The sequence below is a fragment of the Brachybacterium massiliense genome (assembly GCF_900184245.1).
In the GTDB taxonomy this organism is placed as follows: domain Bacteria; phylum Actinomycetota; class Actinomycetes; order Actinomycetales; family Dermabacteraceae; genus Brachybacterium; species Brachybacterium massiliense.
In genome coordinates this window covers 147,013-172,075 of record NZ_FXXB01000008.1, presented here as the reverse complement: position 1 = coordinate 172,075, position 25,063 = coordinate 147,013, and the positions used below count along the sequence as shown (strand labels likewise).

Sequence of the window (25,063 nt, the reverse complement as noted above, 5' to 3'; positions counted from 1 at the left end):
CCGGTGGTCGCACTCCGGCGGGCCGCGACAGCCGGCCTCAGTGCGCGGCCTCGCGCCAGGTGCGGCCCACGCCGATGCCGACCTCGAGCGGCACGGACAGCCGGTAGGCCGAGTCCATGCCGTCCTCGACGATCCGGCGCACCTGGTCCAGCTCGCCGGGCGCCACCTCGATCACGAGCTCGTCATGCACCTGGAGCAGCATCCGGGAGGTCAGCTCCGCCTCGCGCATCCGACGCTCGACGGCCAGCATCGCGAGCTTGATGATGTCCGCCGCGCTGCCCTGGATCGGGGAGTTCAGTGCAACCCTCTCCGCGTTCTCGCGGCGCTGGCGGTTGTCGGAGGTCAGATCCGGCAGGTAGCGCCGACGCCCGAGGATGGTCTCGGTGTAGCCGGTCGTCCGGGCCGTCTCGACGCTCTCGCGCAGGTAGTCGCGCACCCCGCCGAAGCGTTCGAAGTAGCCGTCCCGCAGGGAGGTCGCCTCGGCCCGGGAAATGCGCAGCTGGCGCGAGAGGCCGAAGGCGGACAGCCCGTAGGCGAGGCCGTAGCTGACAGCCTTGGTCTTCGAGCGCATCGCCGGATCGACCGCGTCGGGGCTCACGCCGAAGACCCGGGAGGCGACGAAGTTGTGCAGATCCTCGCCCGAATTGAAGGCCTCGATGAGGCCCTCGTCCTCGGACAGATGCGCCATGATGCGCATCTCGATCTGCGAGTAGTCCGCGGTCAGCAGGCTCTCGTAGCCCTCTCCCGCGACGAAGACGTCCCGGATGCGCTGTCCCTCGGCGGTGCGCACGGGAATGTTCTGGAGGTTCGGCTCGGTCGAGGCGAGACGTCCCGTGGCGGCGGCCGTCTGCTGGAACGTGGTGTGCACGCGGGAGGTCTCGTCGACCACCTTGTCCAGGCCCACCAGGTAGCCGGTGAGCTTGCTCATCTCGCGGAAGCGCAGCAGCGCGGCCAGGAACCGGTACCCGGCGGAGTCCGGGTCCAGCGCCTCGGCCAGATCGGTGAGGGACTCGGCGTCGGTCGAATGGCCGGAGGAGATCTTGCGGGTGGTGGGCAGGGCGAGGGTCTCGAACAGCACCACCTGGAGCTGCTTCGGGGAGGAGAGGTTGACCTCCTCCCCCACGATCTCGCCGGCCTCCCGCTTGGCCTGCGCCACGAAGCCCTCGAACTCCTCGCGCAGGGCGGCCACGGCCTGCGCGTCCAGGGCGATGCCGCGCGCGTGCATGGTCTCGAGGATGCTCTGCAGCGGGCGCTCGAGATCATCGAGGATCCTGCGCGCCCAGGGCGCCCGCTCGAGGCGGGAGCTGAGCTCTGCGGCGGCCGGGTGCAGGGCGGCGGCGGCCGTGGCGAGGCGCGCCGCGGCGCGGGCGACGTGCTCCGCACGCACCTCGGGGGTCTCCTTCTTCAAGGTGGTGGGCGCGGGCTTGCGGGGCCGCGGCTCGAAGCTCGCCCCTCCCAGCTCCGTTCCCAGCGCCTCGGTGTCATAGCTGCGAGCACCGGGGCGCAGCACGAAGGACTCGAGCGAGAGGTCCCGCATCGCGGCGGCCGGGCGGTAGCCGTTGTCCGCCAGCCAGGAGCGCACCCCGGCGGCGTCGGCCACCAGGATCTCCTGCGCCCTGTCGAGGGCGGAGGCCAGTGCGGTCGAGGCCTCCGAGTCCAGGGACGAGAGCTGGACCGCGCCGCTGCCGGATCCGGTGGCGAGCCCGAGCAGCGGCCCGCCGCGCACGTCCTCGGAGACGTCCAGGGCGAGCGCTCCCCGCTCCTCCCCGAGCAGCTGGCCCAGCGCCTCGGCGCTGTCGAGGGTGAGCACCTCGGACTCCTGCTGCTCCTGCTCGGCGACAGCCTCCGCGACGGTCTCGCCCAGCAGTGCCGCCGGCAGGTCGCGCCGGATGGTGTCCCCGAAGGCGAGGTCGTCGAACACCTCGATGACGCGGGCCCGGTCGCCGCCGCCGAGGGCGTAGTGGGCCGCGTCCTCGGGCAGGTCGAGGGTGGTGAAGGCGGCGTTCATCAACCGGTTGCGCTCGACCGCCTCGAGGTGGTCGCGCAGCGACTGCCCGGCCTTGCCCTTGATCTCGTCGGCGTGGGCGATCACGCCGGGCAGGTCCCCGTACTGGGCGATCCACTTGGCGGCGGTCTTCGGCCCCACCCCGGGCACGCCGGGGAGGTTGTCCGCCGCCTCGCCCACCAAGGCGGCGAGGTCCGGGTACTGCTCGGGGGTGACGCCGTACTTCTCGACCACGGCCGAGGGCGTCATCCGGCGCATCTCGGTGACGCCCTTGATGGGCTGCAGCAGGGTGACCTTCTCGCCGACCAGCTGGAGCGCGTCGCGGTCGCTCGAGACGATCAGCGCCTCGTCCCCCGCCTCCTCGGCGCGCGTGGCGAGGGTGGCGATGATGTCGTCGGCCTCGTAGTCCTCGTAGGTCAGCCAGCGCACGCCGAGCGCGTCGAGCACCTGCTTGATCAGGCCGATCTGGCCGTGGAAGGCCTCCGGCGTCTCGTCGCGCCCGCCCTTGTACTGGTCGTAGATGCGGTCGCGGAAGGTGCCGCCCGGCAGGTCGAAGGCCACGGCGATGTGGGTCGGCCTCTCCGAGGCGACCACGTTGATGAGCATGCGGGTGAAGCCGTACACCGCGTTGGTGGCCTGGCCCCGGCCGTCGCTGAAGCCGTCCGCAGGCAGCGCGAAGAACGCGCGGAAGGCCATCGCGTGCCCGTCGATGAGGAGGATGCGCTGGTCATCGGTGTCACTCGCAGTCATGGGGAGAAGTCTCCCATGTCGCACCCACGCCCGTCCCGCCCCCGTGTCTGTGGCACCCTCGTGCCATGACCGCTTCGCACCTCTCCCCCGGCGCCGACGATGCCCCGCCCCCCATCAGCGAGGAGCTGCGCGCCCATTTCGCGCCCCTGCTTCGCGGCACCCTGCTGGAGCGCTGCGGCATGGAGCTGCTGACCCTCGATGCGCGGGGCGGCACGGCGACGATGCCGGTCGAGGGCAACCTCCAGCCCGCGGGGCTGCTGCACGGCGGGGCGACGATCGCTCTGGCCGAGTCCATCGCCTCCTTCGCCGCGATCGTGCAGGCGCGGGAAGTCCATGGGGAAGGGGCGCAGGCGGTGGGGACCTCCGTCTCCGCGCTGCATCATCGCTCCGCGCGCTCCGGGACGGTGACCGCGACCTGCAGTGCACGGCATCTGGGCCGGCAGGTCGCGAGCTATCTGGTGGACGTCCACGACGAGGCCGGCACCCTGCTGAGCACCATCACCGTCTCCACCCAGCTGCTCCCGCCCCGCTGAGCCTCCGCGGCACGAGTGCGGGGCCTCCGGCTCAGGACGGCGCCTCGAACCCCTTCGGGTTGCCGAGCTCGAGCACATGGGCCTCGGACCAGGTGTACTCGCGCAGCTGCCCGATGCGGGCGTCGGAGCGCGGGCCCAGCTCGAGCGCGCCCATGCGGCCCTCGTAGGAGACGGTGACCCGCTCCTGCGCCTCGAGCCCGGTGCGCATCGCCCGGCGGCACGACTCGTAGTCGGTGCAGTCGGTGGTGCCGGTGAGGATCGCCGGCAGCGCCGCCGCCAGCGCCGTCCCCTCGACCGACAGCGCATGCTGCGCGGCCAGGCAGGCCATCGTCAGCGCGTCGTAGGCCTGCTGGGAGTAAGCGTACCCGGTGCGCAGGAACTCCCGGTCGCGGTTGAGCATCATGTTCTCGTGGTGCATGGTCAGCGCATCACCGGGCTGATAGCCCGTGGCGGAGTCCAGACAGCCCGGGGCCAGGTCCTTCGCCGAGGGGTCGAGCGAGTAGTCGACGGTGGCCGCCGGGGAGAGCCGCTTGGGGAAGTCGATCTTCGGACGCTGGCCCTCGTCGAGGGTGGCCTCGTAGAGCGCCGAGAGGAACGGGGCCGCTTCCGGGCCGCCGTTGAACACGAGCAGGGCGGGCGGATCCTCCAGCACCGTCGTGACCCGGGCGCCGACGTCGCCGAAGTCGCCGACCGGGTAGAACTGCTGGGAGACGATGCTGCCCCGGGCCGGGTTGAGCACCAGCTCGAGCTCGTGCAGCAGGCTCCTGCCCTGGAGGGTGTCCTCCGAGAGGTAGGCGACCGAGCCCGGGGGGCCCGCCTTGTCCGAGCTGCTGCCGAGCGCGATCTCGGCGTACTGCGCCGCGATGGTGGCATCATCCGGGCTGAGCCGCACCAGCAGGTTCGCGGTCTGCACCTCGGGGCCGCGCACATCGGCGGCGGAGGTGAACACGTCGATCACCGCCATGCCGGCCTCGACAAGGGCAGGCATCGCCGCGATCAGCGACTCCTCGTCGATCGAGGTGATCACGCAGGTGGCACCGGCCTCGGCCATGGACCGGATGGCCTCGGAGAGGTCCTCGCCCGGCTCGGCCATCACGTGCCGCTCCAGCAGCTCGATCTCGTGGCCGAACAGCCCGTCCCAGCGCGCGTTGACGTCCAGGCGGGCACAGTCGAGGGCGGTCGCGATCGCGTTCTCGAAGGCGGCCATACGGCCGTATTCCGCACCGATCTGGCCGATCACCAGCGGGTTATCGGGCTCGGAGAGCGCCTCTGCCGTGGGGGCGGTGGTGGTCGCGCGGGGGCGGCCGCGGCGCAGGCCGCCCTCACCGCAGGCGCTCAGCGCGCCGACGCTGGCACCGGCTCCGAGCATGCCCGCGCCGAGCCCGCGCACCAGGGAGCGTCGTGAGATCGCCATGCTGCCGTCGTTCCCCTCTCGCCCCCGCGCACCCCGCCGGGTGGGGTCAGTCCTTGCCCTGGCCGCCGAGCTGATCGATCACGGCGTCCGCGACCTCCCGCATCGTCAGGCGGCGATCCATCGAGGTCTTCTGGATCCAGCGGAACGCCTCCGGCTCGGACAGGCCCATGTTGGTCTGCAGCAGGCCCTTGGCGCGGTCCACGCGCTTGCGGGTCTCGAACCGCTCGCCCAGATCCGCGATCTCGGACTCGAGCTGGGTGATCTGCTGGTAGCGGGAGATGGCGATCTCGATCGCGGGCAGCAGGTCCGCCGGGGTGAAGGGCTTGACCACATAGGCCATCGCACCGGCGTCGCGGGCGCGCTCGACGAGCTCCGCCTGCGAGAACGCGGTGAGCATGACCACGGGGGCGAGGTTGTCCTCCCCGATCCGCTCCGCGGCGGTCACACCGTCAACCTGCGGCATCTTCACGTCCATCACCACGATGTCCGGGCGCAGCTCACGGGCCTTCGCGACGGCGCTCTCGCCGTCGCCCACCGCCGCGACCACCTCGTAGCCGGCCTCGGTGAGGGTCTCGACGATGTCCATGCGGATGAGGCTCTCGTCCTCGGCCACCACGGCCGTGCGGCGGCGGGTGCCGGCCTCGACGAGGGTCTCGTCCTGGGCGTCGTCGGGAAGTGCAGTCGTGTCGTCAGTCATGTCGCCCTGTGTCTCGAAGTGGGCCTGGCCGCCGGTGCACAGCACCCGCGCGGTCAAGGCCGGTGGTCATCAGCGGTATCCTAATCCAGCCCTCGCCTGCGGGGGCCAGCCGGGTTGGCGGAATGGTAGACGCGGCGCACTCAAAATGCGCTGTCCGTGAGGGCGTGCGGGTTCGAGTCCCGCACCCGGCACCGCAGTTCAGGCGCCTCCGCCTGCGAGAGGCCCTCGACGAGAACGGCGCCCGACGGCCAGAGGGCCGCGGGCGCCGTTCTCGTCACAGTCGGAGGATCAACCCTCCCGAAGGTGGCTCATCTCCCAACCAGGTGCCGTGCTCGCTCAGCTCTGCGGACCGGCGGCGATGCGATCCGCCTCGATGCGGGCGGACTCGGTGCCGTCGAGATCGCCGATGCGGTGCACGCGCAGGGTGTTGGTCGAGCCGTGGACGCCGGGGGGCGAACCGGCCGCGACGACCACCAGGTCGTTCTTCTGCAGACCCTTCTGCTCGCGCAGCAGCTCGTCCACCTCGGCGATCATCGCGTCGGAGTCCTTCTGCATCGGCACCAGGTGCGCCTCGACGCCCCAGGTGAGCGACAGCTGGCGGGCGACCTCCGGGTAGGGGGTCATGGCCAGCAGAGGGATGGTGGGGCGCAGGCGGGACAGACGGCGCGCGGTGTCACCGGACTCGGTGAAGGTCACCAGGTACTGCGCCGAGAGCTGGTCGCCGATCTCGGCGGCCGCACGGGTGATCGCACCGCCGCGGGTGTGCGGGATGGTGCCCAGCGGCAGGATGCGATCCGCGCCGTTCTCCTCCGTGTTGGTCACGATGCGGGCCATGGTGCGCACCGCCTCGAAGGGGTACTTGCCCACGCTGGTCTCGCCCGAGAGCATGACCGCATCGGCGCCGTCGAGGATCGCGTTGGCGCAGTCCGAGGCCTCGGCGCGGGTGGGGCGCGGGCTCTCGATCATCGACTCGAGCACCTGGGTGGCGACGATGACCGGCTTGGCGTTGCGGCGGGCGAGCTCGATCGCACGCTTCTGGACCAGCGGCACCTGCTCGAGCGGCAGCTCGACGCCCAGGTCGCCGCGGGCGACCATGATCCCGTCGAAGGCACCGACGATCGAGCGCAGAGCGCGCACGGCCTGCGGCTTCTCGATCTTGGCGATCACCGGGACGCGGCGGTCCTCCTCCTGCATGATGCGCAGCACGTCGTCCATGTCGTGCGCATCGCGCACGAAGGACAGCGCCACCAGGTCCGCGCCGAGGCGCAGTCCGAAGCGGAGATCGTCGATGTCTTTCTCGCTCATCGCGGGGACCGAGACGGCGACGCCCGGGAGGTTGATGCCCTTGTTGTTCGAGACCGGCCCGGGGACCTCGACCACGGTGACGACGTCGGTCTCGGTGACCTCGGTGACGCGGACGGAGACCTTCCCGTCGTCGATCAGCAGCACGTCGCCGGGGCGGCAGTCGCCGGGCAGGCCCTTGAACGTGGTGGAGACCCGCTCACGGGTGCCCTCGATGTCCTCGGTGGTGATGGTGAGGGTCTCGCCCACCTCGAGCTGGTGCGGGCCGTCGGAGAACTTGCCGAGGCGGATCTTGGGACCCTGCAGGTCGACCAGGACGGCGACGTTGCGGCCGAGATCCTCGGCGGCGCGGCGGATGTTCGCGTACACCTGCGCGTGATCGTCGTGGGTGCCGTGGCTGAAGTTCATTCGGGCGACGTTCATCCCGGCCTCGATCAGAGTCCGGATCTGCTCGTAGGTGTTGGTCGCCGGCCCGAGTGTGCAGACGATCTTCGCTTTCCGCATGTCAACCCATCTGTAGTTCTTGTGAGGGCCGCGACCCGTCCATGCGATCGCGCGCGCGGGCGCCACCGGAGGGTCGCAGCATCGCGTGTTCTGACCCTAGTCTTTCATACTGTGACGGGGTTCTCGCCCGGCCGTACGGAGTACGGGAGCGATGTGCGTCCCATCAGGTGCTCGTCGACGGCGGCCGCGCAGGCCCTGCCCTCCGCGATCGCCCACACGATCAGGCTCTGGCCCCGGGCGCAGTCGCCTGCGGTGAAGACCCCGTCGACGCTCGTGCGCCAGGTGGCATCGTGCACCACGGTGCCGCGCGCGGTGTGCTCCACACCGAGCGCCTCGTGCAGAGCCCGGCCTCCCGCCCCCACGAATCCCATCGCGATCAGCACGAGGGTCGCGGGCAGCACGCTCTCCGTCCCCGGGGTGGGGATGCGCCGGCCGTCCTGATAGGAGGTGCGGGCGATCCGCAGGCCGCTGACGGCCCCGGAGTCGTCGACCTCGAAACCGGTGGTGGAGGCGAGGTAGGAGCGCTCACCGCCCTCCTCGTGGGCCGAGGAGACCTCGAAGAGCACCGGATGGGTGGGCCAGGGCTGGGACTCATCGCGCTCCTCGGGCGGGCGGGTGCCGATCGCGAGGGTGCGCACGGAGCGAGCCCCCTGGCGCAGGGCGGTGCCCAGGCAGTCGGCGCCGGTGTCCCCGCCGCCGATGATCACCACGTCCTTGCCCTCGGCGGTGATCGGATCGCTGATCCAGTCCCCCTCCACATGGCGGTTCGCCTGGGTGAGGTAGTCCATCGCGGGGTGGATGCCGACGGCCTCGCGACCGGGCACCTCGAGCTCGCGCGGGATGCCGGCGCCGGTGGCCAGGACCACCGCGTCGAACCGGCTGCGCAGCTGCTCGACGTCCAGGGCGTCGGGACCGCTGCCGCCCACCTCGATGCCGGTGCGGAAGCGGGTGCCCTCGGCGCGCATCTGCGCCAGTCGCCGCTCGAGGTGGCGCTTCTCGAGCTTGAACTCGGGGATGCCGTAGCGCAGCAGCCCGCCGGGGCGGTCGTCCTTCTCGAGCACCACCACCGAGTGCCCCGCCCGGGTGAGCTGCTGGGCGGCCGCGAGCCCGGCCGGGCCCGAGCCCACCACCGCGACCGAGCGTCCGGTGTGCCGGGCGGGCTCGACCGGCCGCACCCAGCCCTCCTCGTAGGCGCGGTCGATGATGGAGACCTCGATGTTCTTGATGGTCACCGGAGGCTGGTTGATGCCCAGCACGCAGCTGGACTCGCACGGCGCGGGGCAGGCCCTGCCGGTGAACTCGGGGAAGTTGTTGGTCGCGTGGAGCCGCTCGCTCGCCTCGCGCCAGTCCTCGCGGTAGACGAGCTCGTTCCACTCCGGGATCAGGTTGCCCAGCGGGCATCCCTGGTGGCAGAAAGGGATGCCGCAGTCCATGCAGCGTCCCGCCTGCCGGGAGACCACGCCCAGCTCGCCCTTCTCCCGGGCCTCGTACACCTCGCGCCAGTCCATCAATCGCAGGGGCACCGGACGGCGCGCCGGCAGCTCCCGGTCGCGGTGGCGCAGGAATCCTCGGGGATCAGCCATGGGTGGCCTCCATGATCTCGTTCCAGACAGCGTTGGCATCGGGGTCCTCGCCGCGGGCGGCCGCGGCCTCGCGCAGGGCGGTGATGGTGAGGAAGGCACGCGGGGCGATCGCGCTGAGCCGCTCGAACAGCTCCGATTCGTCGGCCAGCAGGGCCGCCGCACGATCCGAGCCCGTACGGGCGACGTGATCGCGGAGCGTCTCGAGCACGAACCCGCAATGCTCCTCGCGCACCGGGGTGATCTCGAAGCCGGCCGCATCGGCCGGGTTCAGGTGGGAGCGCTCGAGGTCCAGCACGAACAGCGTGCCGCCGCTCATGCCCGCGCCCAGGTTCCGGCCCGTCGGCCCGAGCACCAGCATCGCGCCGCCGGTCATGTACTCCGCGCCGTGATCGCCGATGCCCTCGACCACGAGCGTCGCCCCGGAGTTGCGCACCCCGAAGCGCTCCCCCGCGGCGCCCGCGAGCAGCAGGCGCCCGGAGGTGGCGCCGTAGGCGCAGGTGTTCCCGCCGATCGGAGCGGAGGTGAGGGAGGGGCCCGTGCCGGTGCCGTGGCCCACGGCGATCACGCCGCCGCACAGCCCCTTGCCGATGTAGTCGTTCGCATCGCCGCGCAGGTGCAGGCTGATCCCGCGCGGGAGGAAGGCGCCGAAGGACTGCCCGCCGGTGCCCTCGAGGTCCACGACGATCGCGTCGTCGGGGAGGCCGTCCCCGCCGCTGCGGCGGGTGACCTCGTGACCGAGCAGGGTGCCGGCGCTGCGGTCGACGTTGCGCACCGTGCCGCGGATCCGCACGTGCTCCTCGTGCCCGTCGAGCACCTCGTGCGCGGCGGCGATCCAGGGATGGTCCGGGGCGCGGTCGAGCTGATGGTCCTGGCCGCGCCGGCGGCGGGGGAAGTCCCCCTCGTGGCGCGCCGTGGGGGCGAGGATCGCCGAGAGGTCCAGGCCCTCGCGCTTGGCGGTGCCGAGGGCGCTGCGGGAGCGTTCGTCATCCGCGAGATCCAGCAGGTCGCTGCGTCCGATCGCCTCGTCCAGAGAGCGCAGGCCTAGCGCCGCGAGATGCTCGCGCACCTGCTCGGCCACGAAGCGGAAGAAGGTGACCACGTGCTCGGCCTTCCCGGTGAAGCGCTCGCGCAGCTCGGGGTTCTGGGTCGCGACCCCCACCGGGCAGGTGTCCAGGTGGCACACCCGCATCATCACGCAGCCGGAGACCACCAGCGGGGCGGAGGCGAAGCCGTACTCCTCCGCGCCCAGCAGCGCCGCGATGATCACATCGCGTCCGGTCTTCATCTGGCCGTCCACCTGCACCGTGATCCGGTCGCGCAGGCCGTTCAGCAGCAGGGTCTGCTGGGTCTCGGCCAATCCCAGCTCCCACGGGGTGCCGGCGTGCTTGAGCGAGTTCAGGGGGCTCGCACCGGTGCCGCCGTCGTGGCCCGAGATCAGCACCACGTCCGCATGCGCCTTGGACACGCCCGAGGCGACGGTGCCCACCCCGAAACGGGAGACGAGCTTGACGTGCACGCGCGCGGCCGGATTCGCGGACTTCGCGTCGTGGATCAGCTGGGCGAGATCCTCGATCGAGTAGATGTCGTGGTGCGGGGGCGGGGAGATCAGGCCGATGCCGGGGGTGGAGTGCCGGGTGCGGGCGATCCACGGATACACCTTCTGGGGCGGCAGCTGACCGCCCTCGCCGGGCTTGGCGCCCTGGGCGATCTTGATCTGGATATCGCGCGCGAAGGTGAGGTACTCGCTGGTCACGCCGAAGCGGCCCGAGGCGATCTGCTTGATGGCGCTGCGCCGTTCGGGGTCGCGCAGACGCTCCGGATCCTCCCCGCCCTCGCCGCTGTTGGACATACCGCCCAGCCGGTTCATGGCGATCGCGAGGGTCTCGTGGGCCTCCTGCGAGATCGACCCGTAGCTCATCGCTCCGGTCATGAAGCGGCGGGTGATCTCCGAGACCGGCTCGACCTCCTCGAGCGGCACCGGCGGGAGCGTGCCGGTGCGCAGGCGCAGCAGCCCGCGCAGCGTCATCAGCCGCTCGTGCTGCTGATCGACGTCATCGGTGTAGCGGCGAAACTCCTCGTACTGGCGGGTGCGGGTGGAGTGCTGGAGGCGGAACACCGCCTCCGGGGTGAACAGGTGCGGCTCGCCCTCGCGGCGCCACTGGTACTCGCCGCCGACGGGCAGGCTGCGGTGGGCGGGCCGCTCCCCGTCCACCGGGTAGGCCAGGGCGTGGCGGGCGGCGTTCTCGGCGGCGATCACCTCGAGGGTGATCCCGCCCAGGCGGCTGATGGTGCCCGGGAACCAGGTGTCCACGAGCTCCTGCGAGAGGCCCACCGCCTCGAAGATCTGCGCGCCGCGGTAGGAGGCGACGGTCGCGATGCCCATCTTCGACATGATCTTCAGCACGCCCTTGCCGAGCGCACGGTTGAGGTTCGCGACGGCCTGGTCGGGAGTGATGTCGCTGAGCACTCCGCGGTGGACGAGGTCCTCGACGCTCTCCATCGCGAGGTAGGGGTTGATCGCGCTCGCGCCGTAGCCGATGAGCAGCGCCGCGTGGTGCACCTCGCGCACGTCCCCGGCCTCGACCAGCAGGGCCGCCGAGGTGCGGCGTCCGGTGCGCACCAGGTGGTGCTGGACGGCGCTGGTCAGCAGCAGGGAGGGGATGGGGGCGAGCACCTGGTTCGCGTCACGGTCCGAGAGCACGAGGAAGGTCGCGCCCTCGTCGATCGCCGTGACCGCCTCCTGGCAGATCTCCTGCAGGCGCTGCTCGAGGGCGGCGGTGCCGCCGGCCACGGGGTACAGACCGCGCAGGCGCACGGTGTGGAAGTCGGCGGAGGCGGGGTGCGCGTCGATCGCGACGATCTTCGCGAGCTCGTCGTTGTCCAGGATCGGGAAGTCCAGCGAGAGCTGGCGGGCGTGCTGGGGTGTGGCCTCCAGCAGGTTGCGGGACTGCCCGAGGGTGACGCCCAGCGAGGTGACGATCTCCTCGCGCAGGGAATCCAAGGGCGGGTTCGTGACCTGCGCGAACATCTGCGTGAAGTAGTCGAACAGCAGCCGGGGCCGTTCGGAGAGCACCGCGATCGGGGTGTCGGTGCCCATCGCGCCGAGCGGTTCCGCCCCCTTGGCGGCCATGGGCGCGAGCAGCACCCGCAGCTCCTCCTCGGTATAGCCGAAGGTCTGCTGGCGGCGCACCACCGAGGAGCGGGAGTGGGTGATGTGCTCGCGGGAGGGCAGATCGCTCAGCGCGATCTTCTGCTCGCGCACCCAGGTGGCGTAGGGGTGCTCTGCGGCGATCTGGGCCTTCAGCTCGTCGCTGGGGACGATCCGGCCGGCCTCGAGGTCCACCAGGAACACCTCCCCCGGTGCGACCCGCCCGGTGCGGGCGATGCGGCTGCGCGGCACGTCGGTCAGCCCCGTCTCGGAGCCGAGGATCACGAGGTCGTCGTCGGTGACCCAGTAGCGCAGGGGGCGCAGGCCGTTGCGGTCCAGGCGCGCACCCACCTGGGTGCCGTCGGTGAACACGACGGCGGCCGGGCCGTCCCACGGCTCCTGCAGCGCGGCGTGGAACTCGTAGAAGGCGCGCAGCTGCGGATCCATGGTGGGGTCGTTCTCCCACGGCTCGGGGATCAGCATCATCAGCGCGTGGGGCAGGGAGCGTCCGCTGAGGTGGAGCAGCTCGAGCGCCTCGTCCAGGCCGGCCGAGTCGGAGCCTCCGGGGGTGGTCACCGGCAGCAGGCGTGCGAAGTCCTCACCGAAGGCGTCGGTGGCCATCACGCCCTCAGCGGCGAGCAGGCGGTTGCGGTTGCCGATGACGGTGTTGATCTCGCCGTTGTGGGCGATGGTGCGGAAGGGGTGCGCGAGCGGCCAGGCCGGGAAGGTGTTGGTCGAGAAGCGCGAGTGGACGATCGCCAGTTCCGAGGCGAGTCGCGGATCGCGCAGGTCGAGGTAGAACTCGTCGAGCTGGGCGGGGGTGAGCATCCCCTTGTAGACCATCACGCGGGTGGACAGTGAGGGGAAGTAGCCGGTGGTGGTGTGCTCGACGCGGCGCCGCAGCGCGAAGGCGGCGCGTTCGAGCTCGATCCCGGTGCGCCGCCCGGCGGCGTCGGCGACGAACACGTGCACGAAGTCGGGCCGCACCGCCTCGGCGGAGGGGCCCACCAGACCGTCGGTCACCGGGACGTCCCGGGTGCCCAGCAGCACCAGGCCCTCCTGCTCGGCGATCGACGCCACGGCGTCCAGCACGCTGCACCGCCCGGCAGGGTCGCGGGGCACGAAGGCGATGCCGGCGGCGTAGGCGCCCTGCGGCGGCAGGTCGATGCCGCTGACCTCGCGCAGGAACTGGTCCGGCAGCTGGAGCATGAGACCGGTGCCGTCGCCGGTCTCCTCCTCGGCGCCCACAGCACCGCGGTGCTCGAGGTTGCGCAGCGCGGTCAGGGCGTGCTCGATGATGTCGTGCCCGGGGCGGCCGCGGAGCGTGGCGATCATCGCCACGCCGCAGGAGTCGACCTCAGTGCCTGGGTGGTAGAGGCCCTGCGCGGTGGGGAGGGCGGAGAAACGGGAGTGCAGAGGGAGCATGACGCGAAGAACCCTTCGAACGGGCGATCGATGACGTGCTCGTCATCCATGACGAGCTCCCAGCATCGGGAGCTCGCCGCCCGTCCTGGCGATCTGCGTCGCTCAGGGTGTGCGGGGTCCCTGGGTGCCGGGCGAGGAGTCCCGCTCGGCGGAGGGAGGCGTGCCCGACTTCTCGATCTCGTTCTCGTCCGGGCCGTTGCCCGCGGTCTGCGCGGGCAGCTCGAAGGAGCCGTCCGCGGCGACGACCTCTCCCCCGCGCCGCGTCCGGCGCAGGGTCAGCAGCACGAAGGCCACCACGCCCACGAGCGCCATGACCAGGGCGACCAGGGTGTGGATCCGCAACTCGCCGATCATCAGCACGGGCTCGCTGCGGATCGCATCGATCCAGGCGCGGCCGGTCGAGTAGATCGCCACATAGGCCCAGAAGACGCGGCCTCCCGCCCACTGGAAGCGACGGCTGAGCAGGAGCAGCACGGCGAGGCCGGCAAGGTTCCACAGCTGCTCGTACAGGAAGGTGGGGTGGTAGGTGCCCGGCTCGCAGCCGCCGATGGTCATCCCGTTGGTCACGCAGGTGACGTCCCAGGCCCACCAGGCGTCCAGGGGCGGTCCGTACAGCTCCTGGTTGAACCAGTTGCCGAAGCGTCCCAGCACCTGGGCGATCAGCAGAGTGGGGGCGATCGTGTCCGCGAGAGCGGTGAAGGAGACGCCCTTGACCCGGGCCATGATCCACACCGCGAGCGCGCCCCCGGCGACGCCGCCGTAGATCGCCAGGCCGCCCTGCCAGATGTAGAGCACCGCGATCGGGTCGCCGTCCGGGCCGAAGAAGGGCTCCGGGGAGGTGAGCACGTGCCAGATGCGGGAGCCGATGATGCCCGCGACCACGGCCACGAAGACGATGTCGAACAGGGTGTCGCCGTCGCCGCCGCGCTTCTGCCAGCGCTGGGTGGCCCACCACATCGCCACGGCGATCCCCGAGAGGATGCACAGGGCGTAGAAGTGGATCGTCAGCGGGCCCAGGGAGATCGCGGAGATGGGTGAGCTGGGGATCATCGCAGCCTCTCCTCCTCCGGTCTCATGCGCTCAGGCGCGGGCACGCTCGACGCCGGCGCGCAGATCATCGGCCACGGCCGCCAGAGCGGTCCGGGCGGCCTGGTCGTCACCCTGGTTCTCGAGCAGGGCTCGCACGAAGGCGGAGCCGACGATCACTCCATCAGCGTACGCGCCCACCTGCGAGGCCTGTTCACCGTTCGAGACGCCAAGTCCCACGCAGACGTTCTTCGCGCCGGCCGCGCGGGTGCGCTCTACCAGGCCCTCCGTGGCGGCGGAGACGCTCGCCCGGGTGCCGGTGACGCCCATGGTGCTGGCGGCGTACACGAAGCCCCGTGTGTGCGAGACCACATGCTCGAGACGGTCGCGCGGGGAGCTGGGGGCGACCAGGAAGATGCGGTCCACCTCGTGCTCCTCGCTCGCGGCGACCCAGTCCGCGCCCTCGTCGGGGATGAGGTCGGGGGTGATCACGCCGGCGCCGCCGGCAGCGGCCAGATCGCGGGCGAAGCGGTCGGTGCCATAGGCCAGGATCGGGTTCCAGTAGCTCATCACCAGGATCGCGGCGCCGCGGCCGGAGAGGGCCTCGACCGCCTGCAGCACGTGGCGGGTGCGGGTGCCGCCCTCGAGGGCGGCCGAGGCGGCCTGCTGGATCACGGCACCGTCCATCACGGGGTCCGAGTACGGCAGGCCCAGCTCGATCATGTCGGCGCCGTGGTCGATGAGGATCCGTGCGGCCTCGATCGAGCGCTCGAGATCCGGGTACCCGACGGGCAGGTAGCCGATCAGCGCGGCCCGGTTCTCGGACCGGGCGCGGTCCAGGACGTCGTCGGCGCGGAGCCTGTGGGTGTCAGCGGTCGTCATCGGGTCTCCTCCGGCAGCTCGGGGGTGGCCGCGCGGGCGGCGGCGCGCAGGGCGTCCAGGTCGGTGCGGGCGGGCTCGTCCCCCACCAGGCCGAACCAGCGCGAGGCCGTGTCGACGTCCTTGTCCCCGCGGCCCGAGAGGCTCACCAGGATGACCGCGTCCCTGCCCAGCTCGCGGCCCAGCTCGAGGGCGCCGGCGAGGGCGTGGGAGGACTCGATCGCGGGCATGATGCCCTCGGTCATCGACAGCAGGGCGAAGGCCTCCATGGCCGGGCCGTCGTCGATCGCGCGGTACTCGGCGCGGCCGATGTCGGCGAGCCAGGCGTGCTCGGGGCCCACGCTGGGGTAGTCGAGCCCGGCGGAGACCGAGTGGGAGGGGATGGTCTGGCCGTCCTCGTCCTGCATCACGAAGCTGCGTGCCCCGTGGAGCACGCCGGGGGTGCCGCCGGTGATGGTCGCGGAGTGGCGTCCCGTGGACACGCCGTCGCCGCCCGCCTCGCAGCCGACCAGGCGCACCAGCGGGTCGGTGTCGTCGAGGAAGGCATGGAAGATGCCCATCGCGTTCGAGCCGCCGCCGACGCAGGCGACCACCGCGTCGGGCAGTCGGCCCACGCGCTCGAGGGTCTGGGCCCGTGCCTCCTCGCCGATGATGCGATGGAAGTCGCGCACCATGGCCGGGAAGGGGTGGGGGCCGGCGACGGTGCCCAGCAGGTAATGCGTGGTCTCGACGTTCGCGACCCAGTCGCGGAAGGCCTCGTTGATGGCGTCCTTGAGGGTGCGCGAACCCTGCTCGACGGCGATCACGTCCGCGCCCAGCAGGCGCATGCGGGCGACGTTGAGGGCCTGGCGCTCGGTGTCCTCCGCGCCCATGTAGATCGTGCAGTCCAGCCCGAACAGGGCGGCCGCGGTGGCGGTGGCGACGCCGTGCTGACCGGCGCCGGTCTCCGCGATCACGCGGGTCTTGCCCATGCGCTTGGTCAGCAGGGCCTGGCCGAGCACGTTGTTGATCTTGTGGCTGCCGGTGTGGTTGAGGTCCTCGCGCTTGAGCAGGATGCGGGCGCCGCCCGCGAGCGCGGAGAACCTCGGCGCCTCCGACAGCAGCGAGGGACGGCCGGTGTACTCGGCGGCGAGATGGCGCAGCTCCTGCGTGAACTCGGGGTCCACGATGGCCTTCTCGTACATCTCGGTGAGCTCGTCGAGCGCCGGGACGAGCGCCTCGGGCAGGAAGCGGCCGCCGAAGTCGCCGAAGTAGGGCCCCTCCTCGGAGCGCAGCGCAGTGCTGGGCCGGGTGAGGTCCGGGACGATGCGGTCGGGGCTGCTCATGCCTGAGCTCCTTCCGAGACGGGGCGGCCACGACGGGTGACGCGGCGGTACGAGGAGGCTTCGGCGGCGGGGTCGCCGGAAGTCACCAGCGCCTCCCCCACCAGCACGGCGTCGGCGCCGGCGGAGGCGTAGCGCTCGACGTCGGCCCGGGAGGCCACGGCGGACTCACCGATCGCGAGCGGCCCGGCGGGGATCATGCCCAGCAGGTCCGCGGCGCGGTCCAGGTCGACGGTGAGGTCCTTGAGGTTGCGGGCGTTGACACCGATGATGTCCGCCTCGAGGGCCAGGGCCCGCTCGAGCTCGTGCTCGGTGTGGGTCTCCACCAGCGCCTGCATCCCGAGCTCGGCGGTGAGGTCGTACAGGTCGCGCAGCTGGGCATCGTCGAGGGCGGCGACGATCAGCAGCACCAGGTCGGCGCCGTGGGCGCGGGCCTCGAGCACCTGGTAGGGCTCGACCACGAAGTCCTTGCGGAGCACGGGGACGTCCACCCGTGCGCGCACGGCGTCGAGGTCGGCGAGGGTGCCTCGGAAGCGGCGCTGCTCGGTGAGCACGCTGATCGCGGAAGCGCCGGCCGAGGCGTAGGTCGCGGCCAGCTCGGCGGGCTCGGGGATCTCCGCGAGCGCGCCCTTGGAGGGGCTGGAGCGCTTGACCTCGGCGATCAGGCCCATCGTGGTGCCCTCGCCGACGAGGCTCGCACGGGCGTCCAGGGCAGGGGCGGCGGCGCGGGCCAGACGCTCGATCTCGGCATCGGGCACCGCGGCGCGGCGCGGCGCGAGATCCTCGCGCACGCCGACGATGATCTCGTCGAGGACGGTTCCGGTGGTGGTCACGCAGGCCTCCTGCAGCAGGTGGGGGCGAGTGCGGCGGGAATTCCCGACGCCTTCGCTGGGTTCGTGGGTGCCGCTCAGCCGCCGACGTAGGAGATCGGGGCGAGGAACCAGAACATCGGCAGGTTCCGCAGCAGCATGTACAGCACCGCGATGCCTACCAGCACCAGCAGCACGGTGCGCGACGGCATCAGGTTCGTGGTCAGGCCTCGCGCCCGACGCACCGCCCAGGTGAGCAGTCCCACCGCGACCAGGGGGATCGCGAGGGTGACCAGTGCGTTGCTGCGCAGCGCCAGCAGCGGATCACCCGCCAGCAGCGCGTGCACGGCGCGGATCGCTCCGCAGCCGGGGCATTCGATGCCGGTGAAGTGGTTCAGCGCGCACAGCGGGATGTGGGTGGTGAACGGGTCAAAGACCAGCTGCACCCCGACGGCGACGGCGAGGCCGGAGACACCGATGGCGAGCGGCAGCAGAGCCCGGCGCGGGCTGCGGGCGGGAGCGCCCGTCACGGCGTCGCCATGCCGCTCCCGCACCGCCGTCGTCACCGGGCGTCGGCCCCGGCGGGACGCTCGGAGCGTGCGTTCTGATCCGCGCTGCCGTTGGCGGTGGATGCGGCGGCGGCCATGCCGTAGCCCTTGGGCTGGCCGAGGCCGGCGAGGGACAGCACGATGCCGAGCACGATCGAGACGGCGATGATGCCCGCGCCGATCCACAGCAGGATGTTCATGTCCGGCAGGATCAGGCCGGCGGCGATCGGGATCGAGCCCGCGACGATGCCGAGGTTCATGGCCCAGGCCGCGATGGTCTTGCCCTCGTTGTGATGAGGGGGCGGCGGCACAGCGTAGGTCTTCGGCATGATCCTTCTCCAGTCAGGGTCCCTGTCGAGGCCATTGTGCCACGCCATCACCGCAGGGAGGGCGCGGGTCCGCGGCGTGCCTCCGGGCGATGCGGGCGGTGGGTGAGGAGCCTCACCGCGGGGTGCGCGGATCCCCGTCCTCCGACGCGTCGGCCCCGGCGTAGGGCTCGGGCTCGCCGTCTGTCTCCGTCTCGAGCAGGCTCGGGTCCTCGCCCCGGGTGAGGGCGTCCCACGCGGCGGCGGGATCCTGGCCGGGATCCGCGGTCGCGGCGACGGCGGCGCTGCGGTAGCGGGTGCCGACGGGCCAGCGCCCGCCCACAACCAGCACGACGATCCCGAGCACCGCGACGGCCACGGCCGGGGCCAGGGTGATCAGCGGCCAGGCCGTGGTCTCGGTGAGCACATCCCCGCCGAGCACCCCGGTGGCGGAGGCGACGGCGGAGCGGGCGGCCTGCTCCGGGGCCTGCACCACGCCGAGGGCGGCGATCGCCGAGCCCGCTCCGGTGGCCAGCAGCACCGGGCCGGTCAGGAAGCGCAGCCAGCGGGAGGACAACCCGGTGGCGAGGGAGGCCGCGATCGCGACCATCGACAGGGCGAGCACAGCCGGTGCCGCGTCGGAGCCGGTGACCGTCACCTGCTGCGCGGTGCCGGCGAGATCCGGGGCGAGGGCCTCGACCCAGACGGTGCGCGTGGAGCCGGCCAGCAGCGCGGCGGCCGCGGTGCCGGCGAGCACCGTTGCCCGGCGGCTGGGCCGGGGGCTGCGCGGGGCGGGGCTCTCCTGGCTCATGCCGGGCGCAGCGTGTCCGCGGCGGCGGCGGCGCGCAGGGCGGCCGCGGCCTTGGACTGGGTCTCGCGGTGCTCCATGGTCGCGTCCGAATCGGCGACCACTCCCCCGCCCGCCTGGACGTGGGCGGTGCCGTTCTTGATCACGGCGGTGCGGATCGCGATGGCCATGTCCATGTCTCCGGCGAAGTCGATGTAGCCGACGGTGCCGCCGTAGATCCCGCGTCGCACCGGCTCGAGCCGGTCGATGATCGCCATCGCCGACGGCTTCGGCGCGCCCGAGAGCGTCCCGGCCGGGAAGGTGGCCCGCAGAGCGTCGTAGGCCAGAGCGCCCTCGCGCAGATGACCGGTGACGGTGGAGACGATGTGCTGGATGTGGGAGAACCGCTGGATGTGCATGAAGTCGCGCACCACCACGGTGCCCGGGGCGCAGAACTTCTGCAGGTCGTTGCGGGCCAGGTCCACCAGCATCAGGTGCTCGGAGCGCTCCTTGGGGTCGGCCAGCAGCTCGGCGCCCAGCCGCTCGTCCTCCTCCGGGGTCGCGCCGCGGGGGCGCGAACCGGCGATGGGGTGGGTGGTCGCGGTGGTGCCGCGCACGGTCACCAGCGACTCGGGGCTCGCACCGACCACGTCGATCGGCTCGCCGTCGGCGTCCACCGTGCGCAGCAGGTACATGTAGGGGCTCGGGTTCATCCGCCGCAGCACCCGGTAGACGTCCAGCGGGTCCGCGGCGATCGGCAGGGAGAACCGCTGGGAGGGGACGACCTGGAAGATCTCCCCGTCGATGATGTCCTGCACGGCCGAGTTCACGGCGCGCTCGTACTCGAGCTGCGAGGTGCGGGCCTTGGGCTCGAGATCGCGCGGGGTGTCGTAGACGATCGGGCCGGTGCTGACCGGGGTGCGCAGGCGCTCGCGCATCTCCTCGAGGCGGGTCAGGGCGTCGTCGTAGGCGGCGTCCACGCCGTCCTCGGTGGCGTTGAGGTTCAGGGCGTTGGCGATCAGCACGACGGTCGAGTCATGAGCGTCGTGGACCACGACGTCCTGCGCGAGCAGCATCGAGAGGTCCGGCAGGCCGATCTCGTCGGGCGGGGAGTTCTCGAGCTTCTCCCAGTGGCGCACGGCGTCATAGGCGACGAAGCCCACCAGGCCGCCCGAGAAGGGCGGCAGGTGCCCCTGGCGGGCGGCGCGGAAGGCGCTGGTGACCTCACGCAGCGCCTCGACGGGGCTGCCGGAGACGGGCACGCCCGCAGGCACGTCGCCGCGCCAGTGCGCCTCGCCGTCTCGCTCGGTGAGCACCGCCCGGGCGCGGGTGCCGATGATCGAGAAGCGCGAGGCCTCGCCCTCGCCGGCGGACTCCAGCAGGAAGGTGCCCCGGGTCTCGCCGTCCGCGGTGAGACGGCGGTAGAGGGAGACGGGGGTGTCCTCGTCGGCGAGCAGGCGCATGCTCACGGGGACCACGCGCTGGCGCGCGGCGAGCTCGCGGAAGGTCTCGCGGTCCGGGGTGATCACGCCGAGCGCGTCGCCCTCGCGGCCCCCGACCCGCTCGGGGTAGGCCTCGGGGCGGGTCCGGCCTGCGGCCTCGGCGTCGGCATCGGCGGGGAGGTGCTGGTTCATGCGGTGCGCTCCGTGGGGTCGAGGACGACGGCACGCAGGTCGCCGTCGTCGAAGCAGGTGTCGGTGCCGCGGTGGCAGGCCGCGCCGACCTGGTCGACCCGCACCAGGAGGGTGTCGGCGTCGCAGTCGAGCGCGACCGAGCGGACCCACTGGACGTGGCCGCTGGTGTCGCCCTTGCGCCAGTACTCGCCGCGCGAGCGGGACCAGTAGGTGGCCCGGCCCGTGGTGAGCGTGCGATGCAGCGCCTCGTCGTCCATCCAGCCGACCATCAGCACGCGGTGATCGGTGGCGTCCTGCACCACCGCGGTGATCAGCCCGTCCACGTCGCGTTTGAGGCGCGCGGCGAGCTCGGGGTCCAGGGACGAGCGGGGGATCCGGGAGGCGTCGGGGGCGCTCACAGCGCGCGCCCCAGCTCCTCGGCGCGGTCCGTGCGCTCCCAGGTGAACTCCGGCAGCTCGCGGCCGAAGTGGCCGTGCACGGAGGTCAGGGCGTAGATCGGACGGAGCAGGTCGAGGGCGTCGATCAGGGCGGCCGGGCGCAGGTCGAAGACCTTCCGCACGGCGGCGGCGATCTGGTGCGAGGGCACGTGCCCGGTGCCGAAGGTCTCCACGTACAGGCCCACCGGCTCGGCGACGCCGATCGCGTAGGCCACCTGCACCTCGCAGCGGTCCGCGAGCCCGGCCGCGACGATGTTCTTGGCGATCCAGCGCATCGCGTAGGCGCCCGAGCGGTCGACCTTCGAGGGGTCCTTGCCGGAGAAGGCGCCGCCGCCGTGGCGGGCCATGCCGCCGTAGGTGTCGACGATGATCTTGCGCCCGGTCAGGCCCGCATCACCCTTGGGCCCGCCCAGCACGAAGCGGCCGGAGGGGTTGATGTGGGTGGTCACGGACGAGGTGTCCAGCCCGGCGTTCGCGAGGTCCTCGAGCACCGGGGCGATGACCACCTTGGAGATCGCGGGGGCGAGCTGGTCGACCAGGTCGACCTCCTCGCTGTGCTGGGTGGAGACCACGATCGCATCGACGCTGCGGGCCACGCCGTCCTCGTCGTAGCCGATCGAGACCTGGGCCTTGCCGTCGGGGCGCAAGTAGGGCAGCACGCCGTCGCGCCGGGCGGCGGAGAGGTTCCGGGTCAGGCGGTGCGCGGCGTGGATCGGCAGCGGCATCAGCTCGGGGGTGTCGCGGCAGGCGTAGCCGAACATCAGGCCCTGGTCACCGGCGCCGAGACGGGCGAAGGCCTCCGCGGCGAGATCACCGCGCGACTCGAGGGAGTTGTCCACGCCCTGGGCGATGTCCGGGGACTGTGCGCCGATGGAGACCTGCACGCCGCAGGAGTCCGCGTCGAAGCCCTTCTCCGAGGAGTCGTAGCCGATCTCGCGGATCACGTCGCGCACGATGGTCGCGACGTCGCTGTACCCGGTGGTGCGGACCTCTCCGGCGACGTGGACGAGGCCGGTGGTCACCAGGGTCTCGACGGCGACGCGCGCATCGCGGTCCTGGGAGAGCAGATCATCGAGGATCGCATCGGAGATCTGGTCGCAGATCTTGTCGGGGTGCCCTTCGGTGACCGATTCGGACGTGAAGGTGCGCAGCTCGCTGGAGGTCATGGAGATCAGGATACTTCCGGCAGATGGGCGAGGAGCTCGTCGAGGACGGCGTGCGCGACGGCAGTCTTGCTGCCCTCGGCGGAAGCCGCTTCCTCCCCCTCGCGGTCGAGGATGCGCACGGAGTTGTCGGCCGCGCCGAACACTCCCGCACTGATGTCGTTGAAGACCAGCAGGTCGGCTCCCTTGCGGCGCGCCTTGGCGCGGGCGAGCTCGAGCGCGCTGGTCCCCTCTCCCCCGGTCTCCGCGGCGAAGCCGACGATCGCGGGGCGGGGGGCGTCTGCGCGCTCCAGCACACTGTGACGCAGGATGTCGCGGGTGCGGCGCAGCGCGATCGCGGGGACCGAGTCCTCGTCCGCGTCGTCCTTCTTGATCTTCGACTCGGCGCGGTCGGCGGCGGTGAAGTCCGCGACGGCGGCGGCCATCACGAGACCGTCCACCTCGTGCAGATGCTGCTCGACGGTGTCGGCGAGCTCGGCGGCGCTGCCCACGTCCAGGCGCAGGGCGCCGGGCGGGGTGTCGAGGTCGACGTTCGCGGCGGCCAGCCGCACCCGGGCGCCGCGCACGAGCGCCGCGTGGGCGAGCGCCCAGCCCTGCCGGCCCGAGGAGTGGTTGGCGAGGAAGCGGACCGGGTCCAGGTCCTCGCGGGTGCCGCCCGCGGTGATCAGCAGCTCGCGACCGGCGAGGTCCCGGCGCACCCCTCCGCACTCGTCGCGGGGTGCGGTCAGCGCGGCGCGCGCCGCGTCCAGCAGCGCCTCCGGCTCGGGCAGGCGGCCGGGCCCGGAGTCCGGCCCGGTGAGCCGTCCCACGGCGGGCTCGAGCACGGTGATGCCGCGCTCGCGCAGCACCGCCACGTTCTCGCGCACCGACGGGTGCTCCCACATCTCGGTGTGCATCGCGGGGGCCACGACGACGGGTGCGCGTGCCACGAGCACGGAGGCGGTGAGCATGTCGTCGGCGCGGCCGATGCGCATCCGGGCGAGCAGATCGGCGGTCGCGGGCGCGATCACCACCAGGTCGGCCTGCTGGCCGTGTCGCACGTGCGCGACCTCGTCGACGTCCTCGAACACGGACGTCAGCACCCGGTGGTGGCTGAGCGCCTCCCAGGCCGCCTTCCCCACGAACTCGAGGGAGGCGGCCGTCGGCACGACCCGCACCTCGGCGCCCTCACCGACAAGACCGCGCACCAGGTGCGCGGTCTTGTAGGCGGCGATCCCGCCGCCGACGCCGACCAGGACGCGGGCTCCCTGCAGGGAGCGCGGCAGGCTGTTCATCGGTTCACCCGGCGAGGAGCAGGGTCAGAGCGAGAAGTCGGTGGGCGGGATCTCGGGGGCGTCGTCGCCGAGGATCAGCGGGGCCGGAGCGTTGGGATCCGGCTCGTTCTGCGCGGCGTACTCCTCCTCGTCGATCTCGCGGACGGTGAGCAGGCCCTCGTCGATCTCGCGCAGCGCGATCGAGAGCGACTTCTCCTGGTTGTCGACATCCACCAGCGGGCCGACGAACTCGAGCAGGCCCTCGGAGAGCTGCGAGTAGTACGCGTTGATCTGGCGGGCGCGCTGGGAGGCGTAGAGCACCAGGGCGTACTTGGAGTCGACGGTCTCGAGCAGACGGTCGATCGGGGGGTTCGTGATGCCTTCGGGCTGAGCGACTGTTCCGGCCACGGATGTCCCTTCATGAGTTTCGGCGTGCGACGCTCCAGGATACGCCCTTCCGCCCAGCGGGGCGAGGGCGGGAGCATGCGGGGTCAGGTGAGGTCGCGCACGCCGATCAGGCGAGCGAGCTCGTCCGAGGCGCGCTCGACGGTGTCGTTGACGATCGTGACGTCGAACTCGCTCTCCGCGGCGAGCTCGACCCTCGCGGTCTCCAGGCGGCGCTCGCGCTCCTCGGCGCTCTCGGTGCCGCGCCCCACCAGGCGCTCGACGAGCGTGTCCCAGTCCGGCGGGGCGAGGAAGACGAAGCGCGCATCGGGCATCGACTCCCGCACCTGGCGCGCACCGGCGAGGTCGATCTCGAGCAGTACCGGCCGCCCCTCGGCGACCATCTCCTCGACGGGACCGCGCGGGGTGCCGTACTTGTTGCGACCGTGGACCACGGCCCACTCGAGCATCTGCCCGCTGTCGATCAGCGAGGAGAACTCCTCCTCGCTCACGAAGCGGTAGTGCACCCCGTCGACCTCACCGGGTCGCGGGGCGCGCGTGGTCGCGGAGACGGACAGCCAGATCTGCGGATAGCGGGCACGGATCGCCGCGGAGACGGTGCCCTTGCCCACCGCGGTGGGCCCGGCGAGAACAGTCACCGGGGCCGGCGCCGATACGGCGCCGGCCCCGGCGGAGCGTTCGATCACTCGGAGAAGTGGGCGACGAGCTTCTCCGCCTGGTGGGAGCCCAGGCCGCGGATCTTGCGGGACGGCGAGATGCCGATCTCCTCCATGATCTGCTGGGCCTTGACCTTGCCGACGCCCGGGAGGGCCTCGAGCAGGGCGGAGACGCGCAGACGACCGACGACCTCGTTGGTCTCGGCCTCCTTCAGGACCTTCTGGATCTCTTCGCCACGGTGACCGGCGCTGTCCTTGAGCCGCGCCTTGATGGCCGCACGCTCGCGACGAGCCTCGGCGGCCTTCTTCAGGGCGTCGGCCCGCTGCTCAGGGGTGAGGGGAGGGAGAGCCACTGTTCTTACCTCTTGTTCTCTTGCTGTGACGTGGAGATCCGGCAGGACCTCGATGTGGGAAGAGCGTAACCCCATATTCGTGTCTGAGCGCACTTTTGACACGCTTCGCCCCAGGTCCGGTGCAG

The 25,063-nt window shown here is 72.0% G+C and carries 21 protein-coding genes and 1 tRNA gene; 2 read left to right on the top strand and 20 right to left on the bottom strand.

Annotation, left to right across the window (positions count from 1 at the left end; genetic code table 11):
- Positions 1-37 precede the first annotated feature (37 nt).
- Positions 38-2,755: a DNA polymerase I gene (polA, locus tag BN4251_RS10735; protein WP_087485110.1), complete on the bottom strand. Its 2,718-nt coding sequence runs from the start codon at positions 2,753-2,755 to the stop codon at positions 38-40.
- A gap of 65 nt (positions 2,756-2,820) precedes the next feature.
- On the opposite strand from polA, the gene BN4251_RS10730 reads away from it, so the two are divergent.
- Entirely contained in the window at positions 2,821-3,288 is a 468-nt protein-coding gene (locus tag BN4251_RS10730) for a PaaI family thioesterase (protein ID WP_087485109.1), read from the top strand.
- A 31-nt stretch (positions 3,289-3,319) separates the two neighbouring features.
- Here the strand turns inward: BN4251_RS10730 and BN4251_RS10725 are convergent, their stop codons facing one another.
- Positions 3,320-4,702, bottom strand: a complete 1,383-nt coding sequence (locus BN4251_RS10725; protein WP_087485108.1) for an ABC transporter substrate-binding protein — start codon at positions 4,700-4,702, stop codon at positions 3,320-3,322.
- A 46-nt stretch (positions 4,703-4,748) separates the two neighbouring features.
- Positions 4,749-5,399, bottom strand: coding sequence for an ANTAR domain-containing response regulator (locus BN4251_RS10720; protein ID WP_087486336.1), 651 nt, complete (start codon positions 5,397-5,399; stop codon positions 4,749-4,751).
- A 108-nt stretch (positions 5,400-5,507) separates the two neighbouring features.
- Between BN4251_RS10720 and BN4251_RS10715 the strand changes: the two genes are divergently transcribed.
- Positions 5,508-5,590: transfer RNA gene (locus BN4251_RS10715), tRNA-Leu, on the top strand.
- A 145-nt stretch (positions 5,591-5,735) separates the two neighbouring features.
- On the opposite strand, the gene pyk is transcribed toward BN4251_RS10715, so the two are convergent.
- The 17 genes from pyk to mihF form a co-directional block, all read right to left on the bottom strand.
- Positions 5,736-7,205, bottom strand: a complete 1,470-nt coding sequence (pyk, locus tag BN4251_RS10710; RefSeq protein ID WP_087485107.1) for a pyruvate kinase — start codon at positions 7,203-7,205, stop codon at positions 5,736-5,738.
- Positions 7,206-7,309: 104 nt separating this feature from the next.
- A complete protein-coding gene (locus BN4251_RS10705; protein WP_087485106.1) occupies positions 7,310-8,788 on the bottom strand; it encodes a glutamate synthase subunit beta in 1,479 nt (492 codons plus the stop codon).
- Complete coding sequence (gltB, locus tag BN4251_RS10700; protein ID WP_087485105.1) at positions 8,781-13,361, bottom strand: glutamate synthase large subunit; 4,581 nt, start codon at positions 13,359-13,361, stop codon at positions 8,781-8,783. The genes BN4251_RS10705 and gltB overlap by 8 nt, the downstream gene beginning before the upstream one ends.
- A gap of 102 nt (positions 13,362-13,463) precedes the next feature.
- Positions 13,464-14,411, bottom strand: a complete 948-nt coding sequence (gene lgt, locus BN4251_RS10695) for a prolipoprotein diacylglyceryl transferase (protein WP_087485104.1) — start codon at positions 14,409-14,411, stop codon at positions 13,464-13,466.
- A 30-nt stretch (positions 14,412-14,441) separates the two neighbouring features.
- The gene (gene trpA / locus BN4251_RS10690; protein ID WP_087485103.1) at positions 14,442-15,269 is read right to left on the bottom strand and encodes a tryptophan synthase subunit alpha; all 828 of its coding nucleotides are present in this window, start codon (positions 15,267-15,269) and stop codon (positions 14,442-14,444) included.
- Positions 15,266-16,591 (bottom strand): tryptophan synthase subunit beta, encoded by a 1,326-nt coding sequence (gene trpB, locus BN4251_RS10685; RefSeq protein ID WP_087485102.1) that lies wholly within the window; start codon positions 16,589-16,591, stop codon positions 15,266-15,268. Before trpB ends, trpA begins: the two co-directional genes overlap by 4 nt.
- Positions 16,588-17,421 (bottom strand): indole-3-glycerol phosphate synthase TrpC, encoded by an 834-nt coding sequence (gene trpC / locus BN4251_RS10680; RefSeq protein ID WP_087485101.1) that lies wholly within the window; start codon positions 17,419-17,421, stop codon positions 16,588-16,590. Before trpC ends, trpB begins: the two co-directional genes overlap by 4 nt.
- A gap of 74 nt (positions 17,422-17,495) precedes the next feature.
- A complete protein-coding gene (locus BN4251_RS10675; protein ID WP_245810300.1) occupies positions 17,496-17,927 on the bottom strand; it encodes a DUF2752 domain-containing protein in 432 nt (143 codons plus the stop codon).
- Between the two features lie 32 nt (positions 17,928-17,959).
- Positions 17,960-18,274, bottom strand: a complete 315-nt coding sequence (locus tag BN4251_RS10670) for an HGxxPAAW family protein (RefSeq protein WP_087485099.1) — start codon at positions 18,272-18,274, stop codon at positions 17,960-17,962.
- Positions 18,275-18,386: 112 nt separating this feature from the next.
- Positions 18,387-19,061 (bottom strand): Trp biosynthesis-associated membrane protein, encoded by a 675-nt coding sequence (locus BN4251_RS10665; protein ID WP_087485098.1) that lies wholly within the window; start codon positions 19,059-19,061, stop codon positions 18,387-18,389.
- Positions 19,058-20,671 carry an anthranilate synthase component I gene (locus BN4251_RS10660; RefSeq protein ID WP_170931937.1) on the bottom strand — a complete coding sequence of 538 codons (1,614 nt, stop codon included), beginning with the start codon at positions 20,669-20,671 and terminating at the stop codon, positions 19,058-19,060. The genes BN4251_RS10665 and BN4251_RS10660 overlap by 4 nt, the downstream gene beginning before the upstream one ends.
- A complete protein-coding gene (gene hisI / locus BN4251_RS10655) occupies positions 20,668-21,069 on the bottom strand; it encodes a phosphoribosyl-AMP cyclohydrolase (protein WP_170931936.1) in 402 nt (133 codons plus the stop codon). The genes BN4251_RS10660 and hisI overlap by 4 nt, the downstream gene beginning before the upstream one ends.
- Positions 21,066-22,274 (bottom strand): methionine adenosyltransferase, encoded by a 1,209-nt coding sequence (gene metK / locus BN4251_RS10650; protein ID WP_087485097.1) that lies wholly within the window; start codon positions 22,272-22,274, stop codon positions 21,066-21,068. Before metK ends, hisI begins: the two co-directional genes overlap by 4 nt.
- Before the next feature lie 5 nt (positions 22,275-22,279).
- Positions 22,280-23,545 carry a bifunctional phosphopantothenoylcysteine decarboxylase/phosphopantothenate--cysteine ligase CoaBC gene (gene coaBC / locus BN4251_RS10645; protein ID WP_087485096.1) on the bottom strand — a complete coding sequence of 422 codons (1,266 nt, stop codon included), beginning with the start codon at positions 23,543-23,545 and terminating at the stop codon, positions 22,280-22,282.
- 24 nt (positions 23,546-23,569) lie between these two features.
- Positions 23,570-23,932 (bottom strand): DNA-directed RNA polymerase subunit omega, encoded by a 363-nt coding sequence (gene rpoZ / locus BN4251_RS10640; RefSeq protein WP_087485095.1) that lies wholly within the window; start codon positions 23,930-23,932, stop codon positions 23,570-23,572.
- Positions 23,933-24,015: 83 nt separating this feature from the next.
- Positions 24,016-24,612 (bottom strand): guanylate kinase, encoded by a 597-nt coding sequence (gmk, locus tag BN4251_RS10635; protein WP_425426213.1) that lies wholly within the window; start codon positions 24,610-24,612, stop codon positions 24,016-24,018.
- Positions 24,612-24,938, bottom strand: a complete 327-nt coding sequence (mihF, locus tag BN4251_RS10630) for an integration host factor, actinobacterial type (protein WP_087485093.1) — start codon at positions 24,936-24,938, stop codon at positions 24,612-24,614. Before mihF ends, gmk begins: the two co-directional genes overlap by 1 nt.
- Between the last annotated feature and the right edge of the window lie 125 nt (positions 24,939-25,063).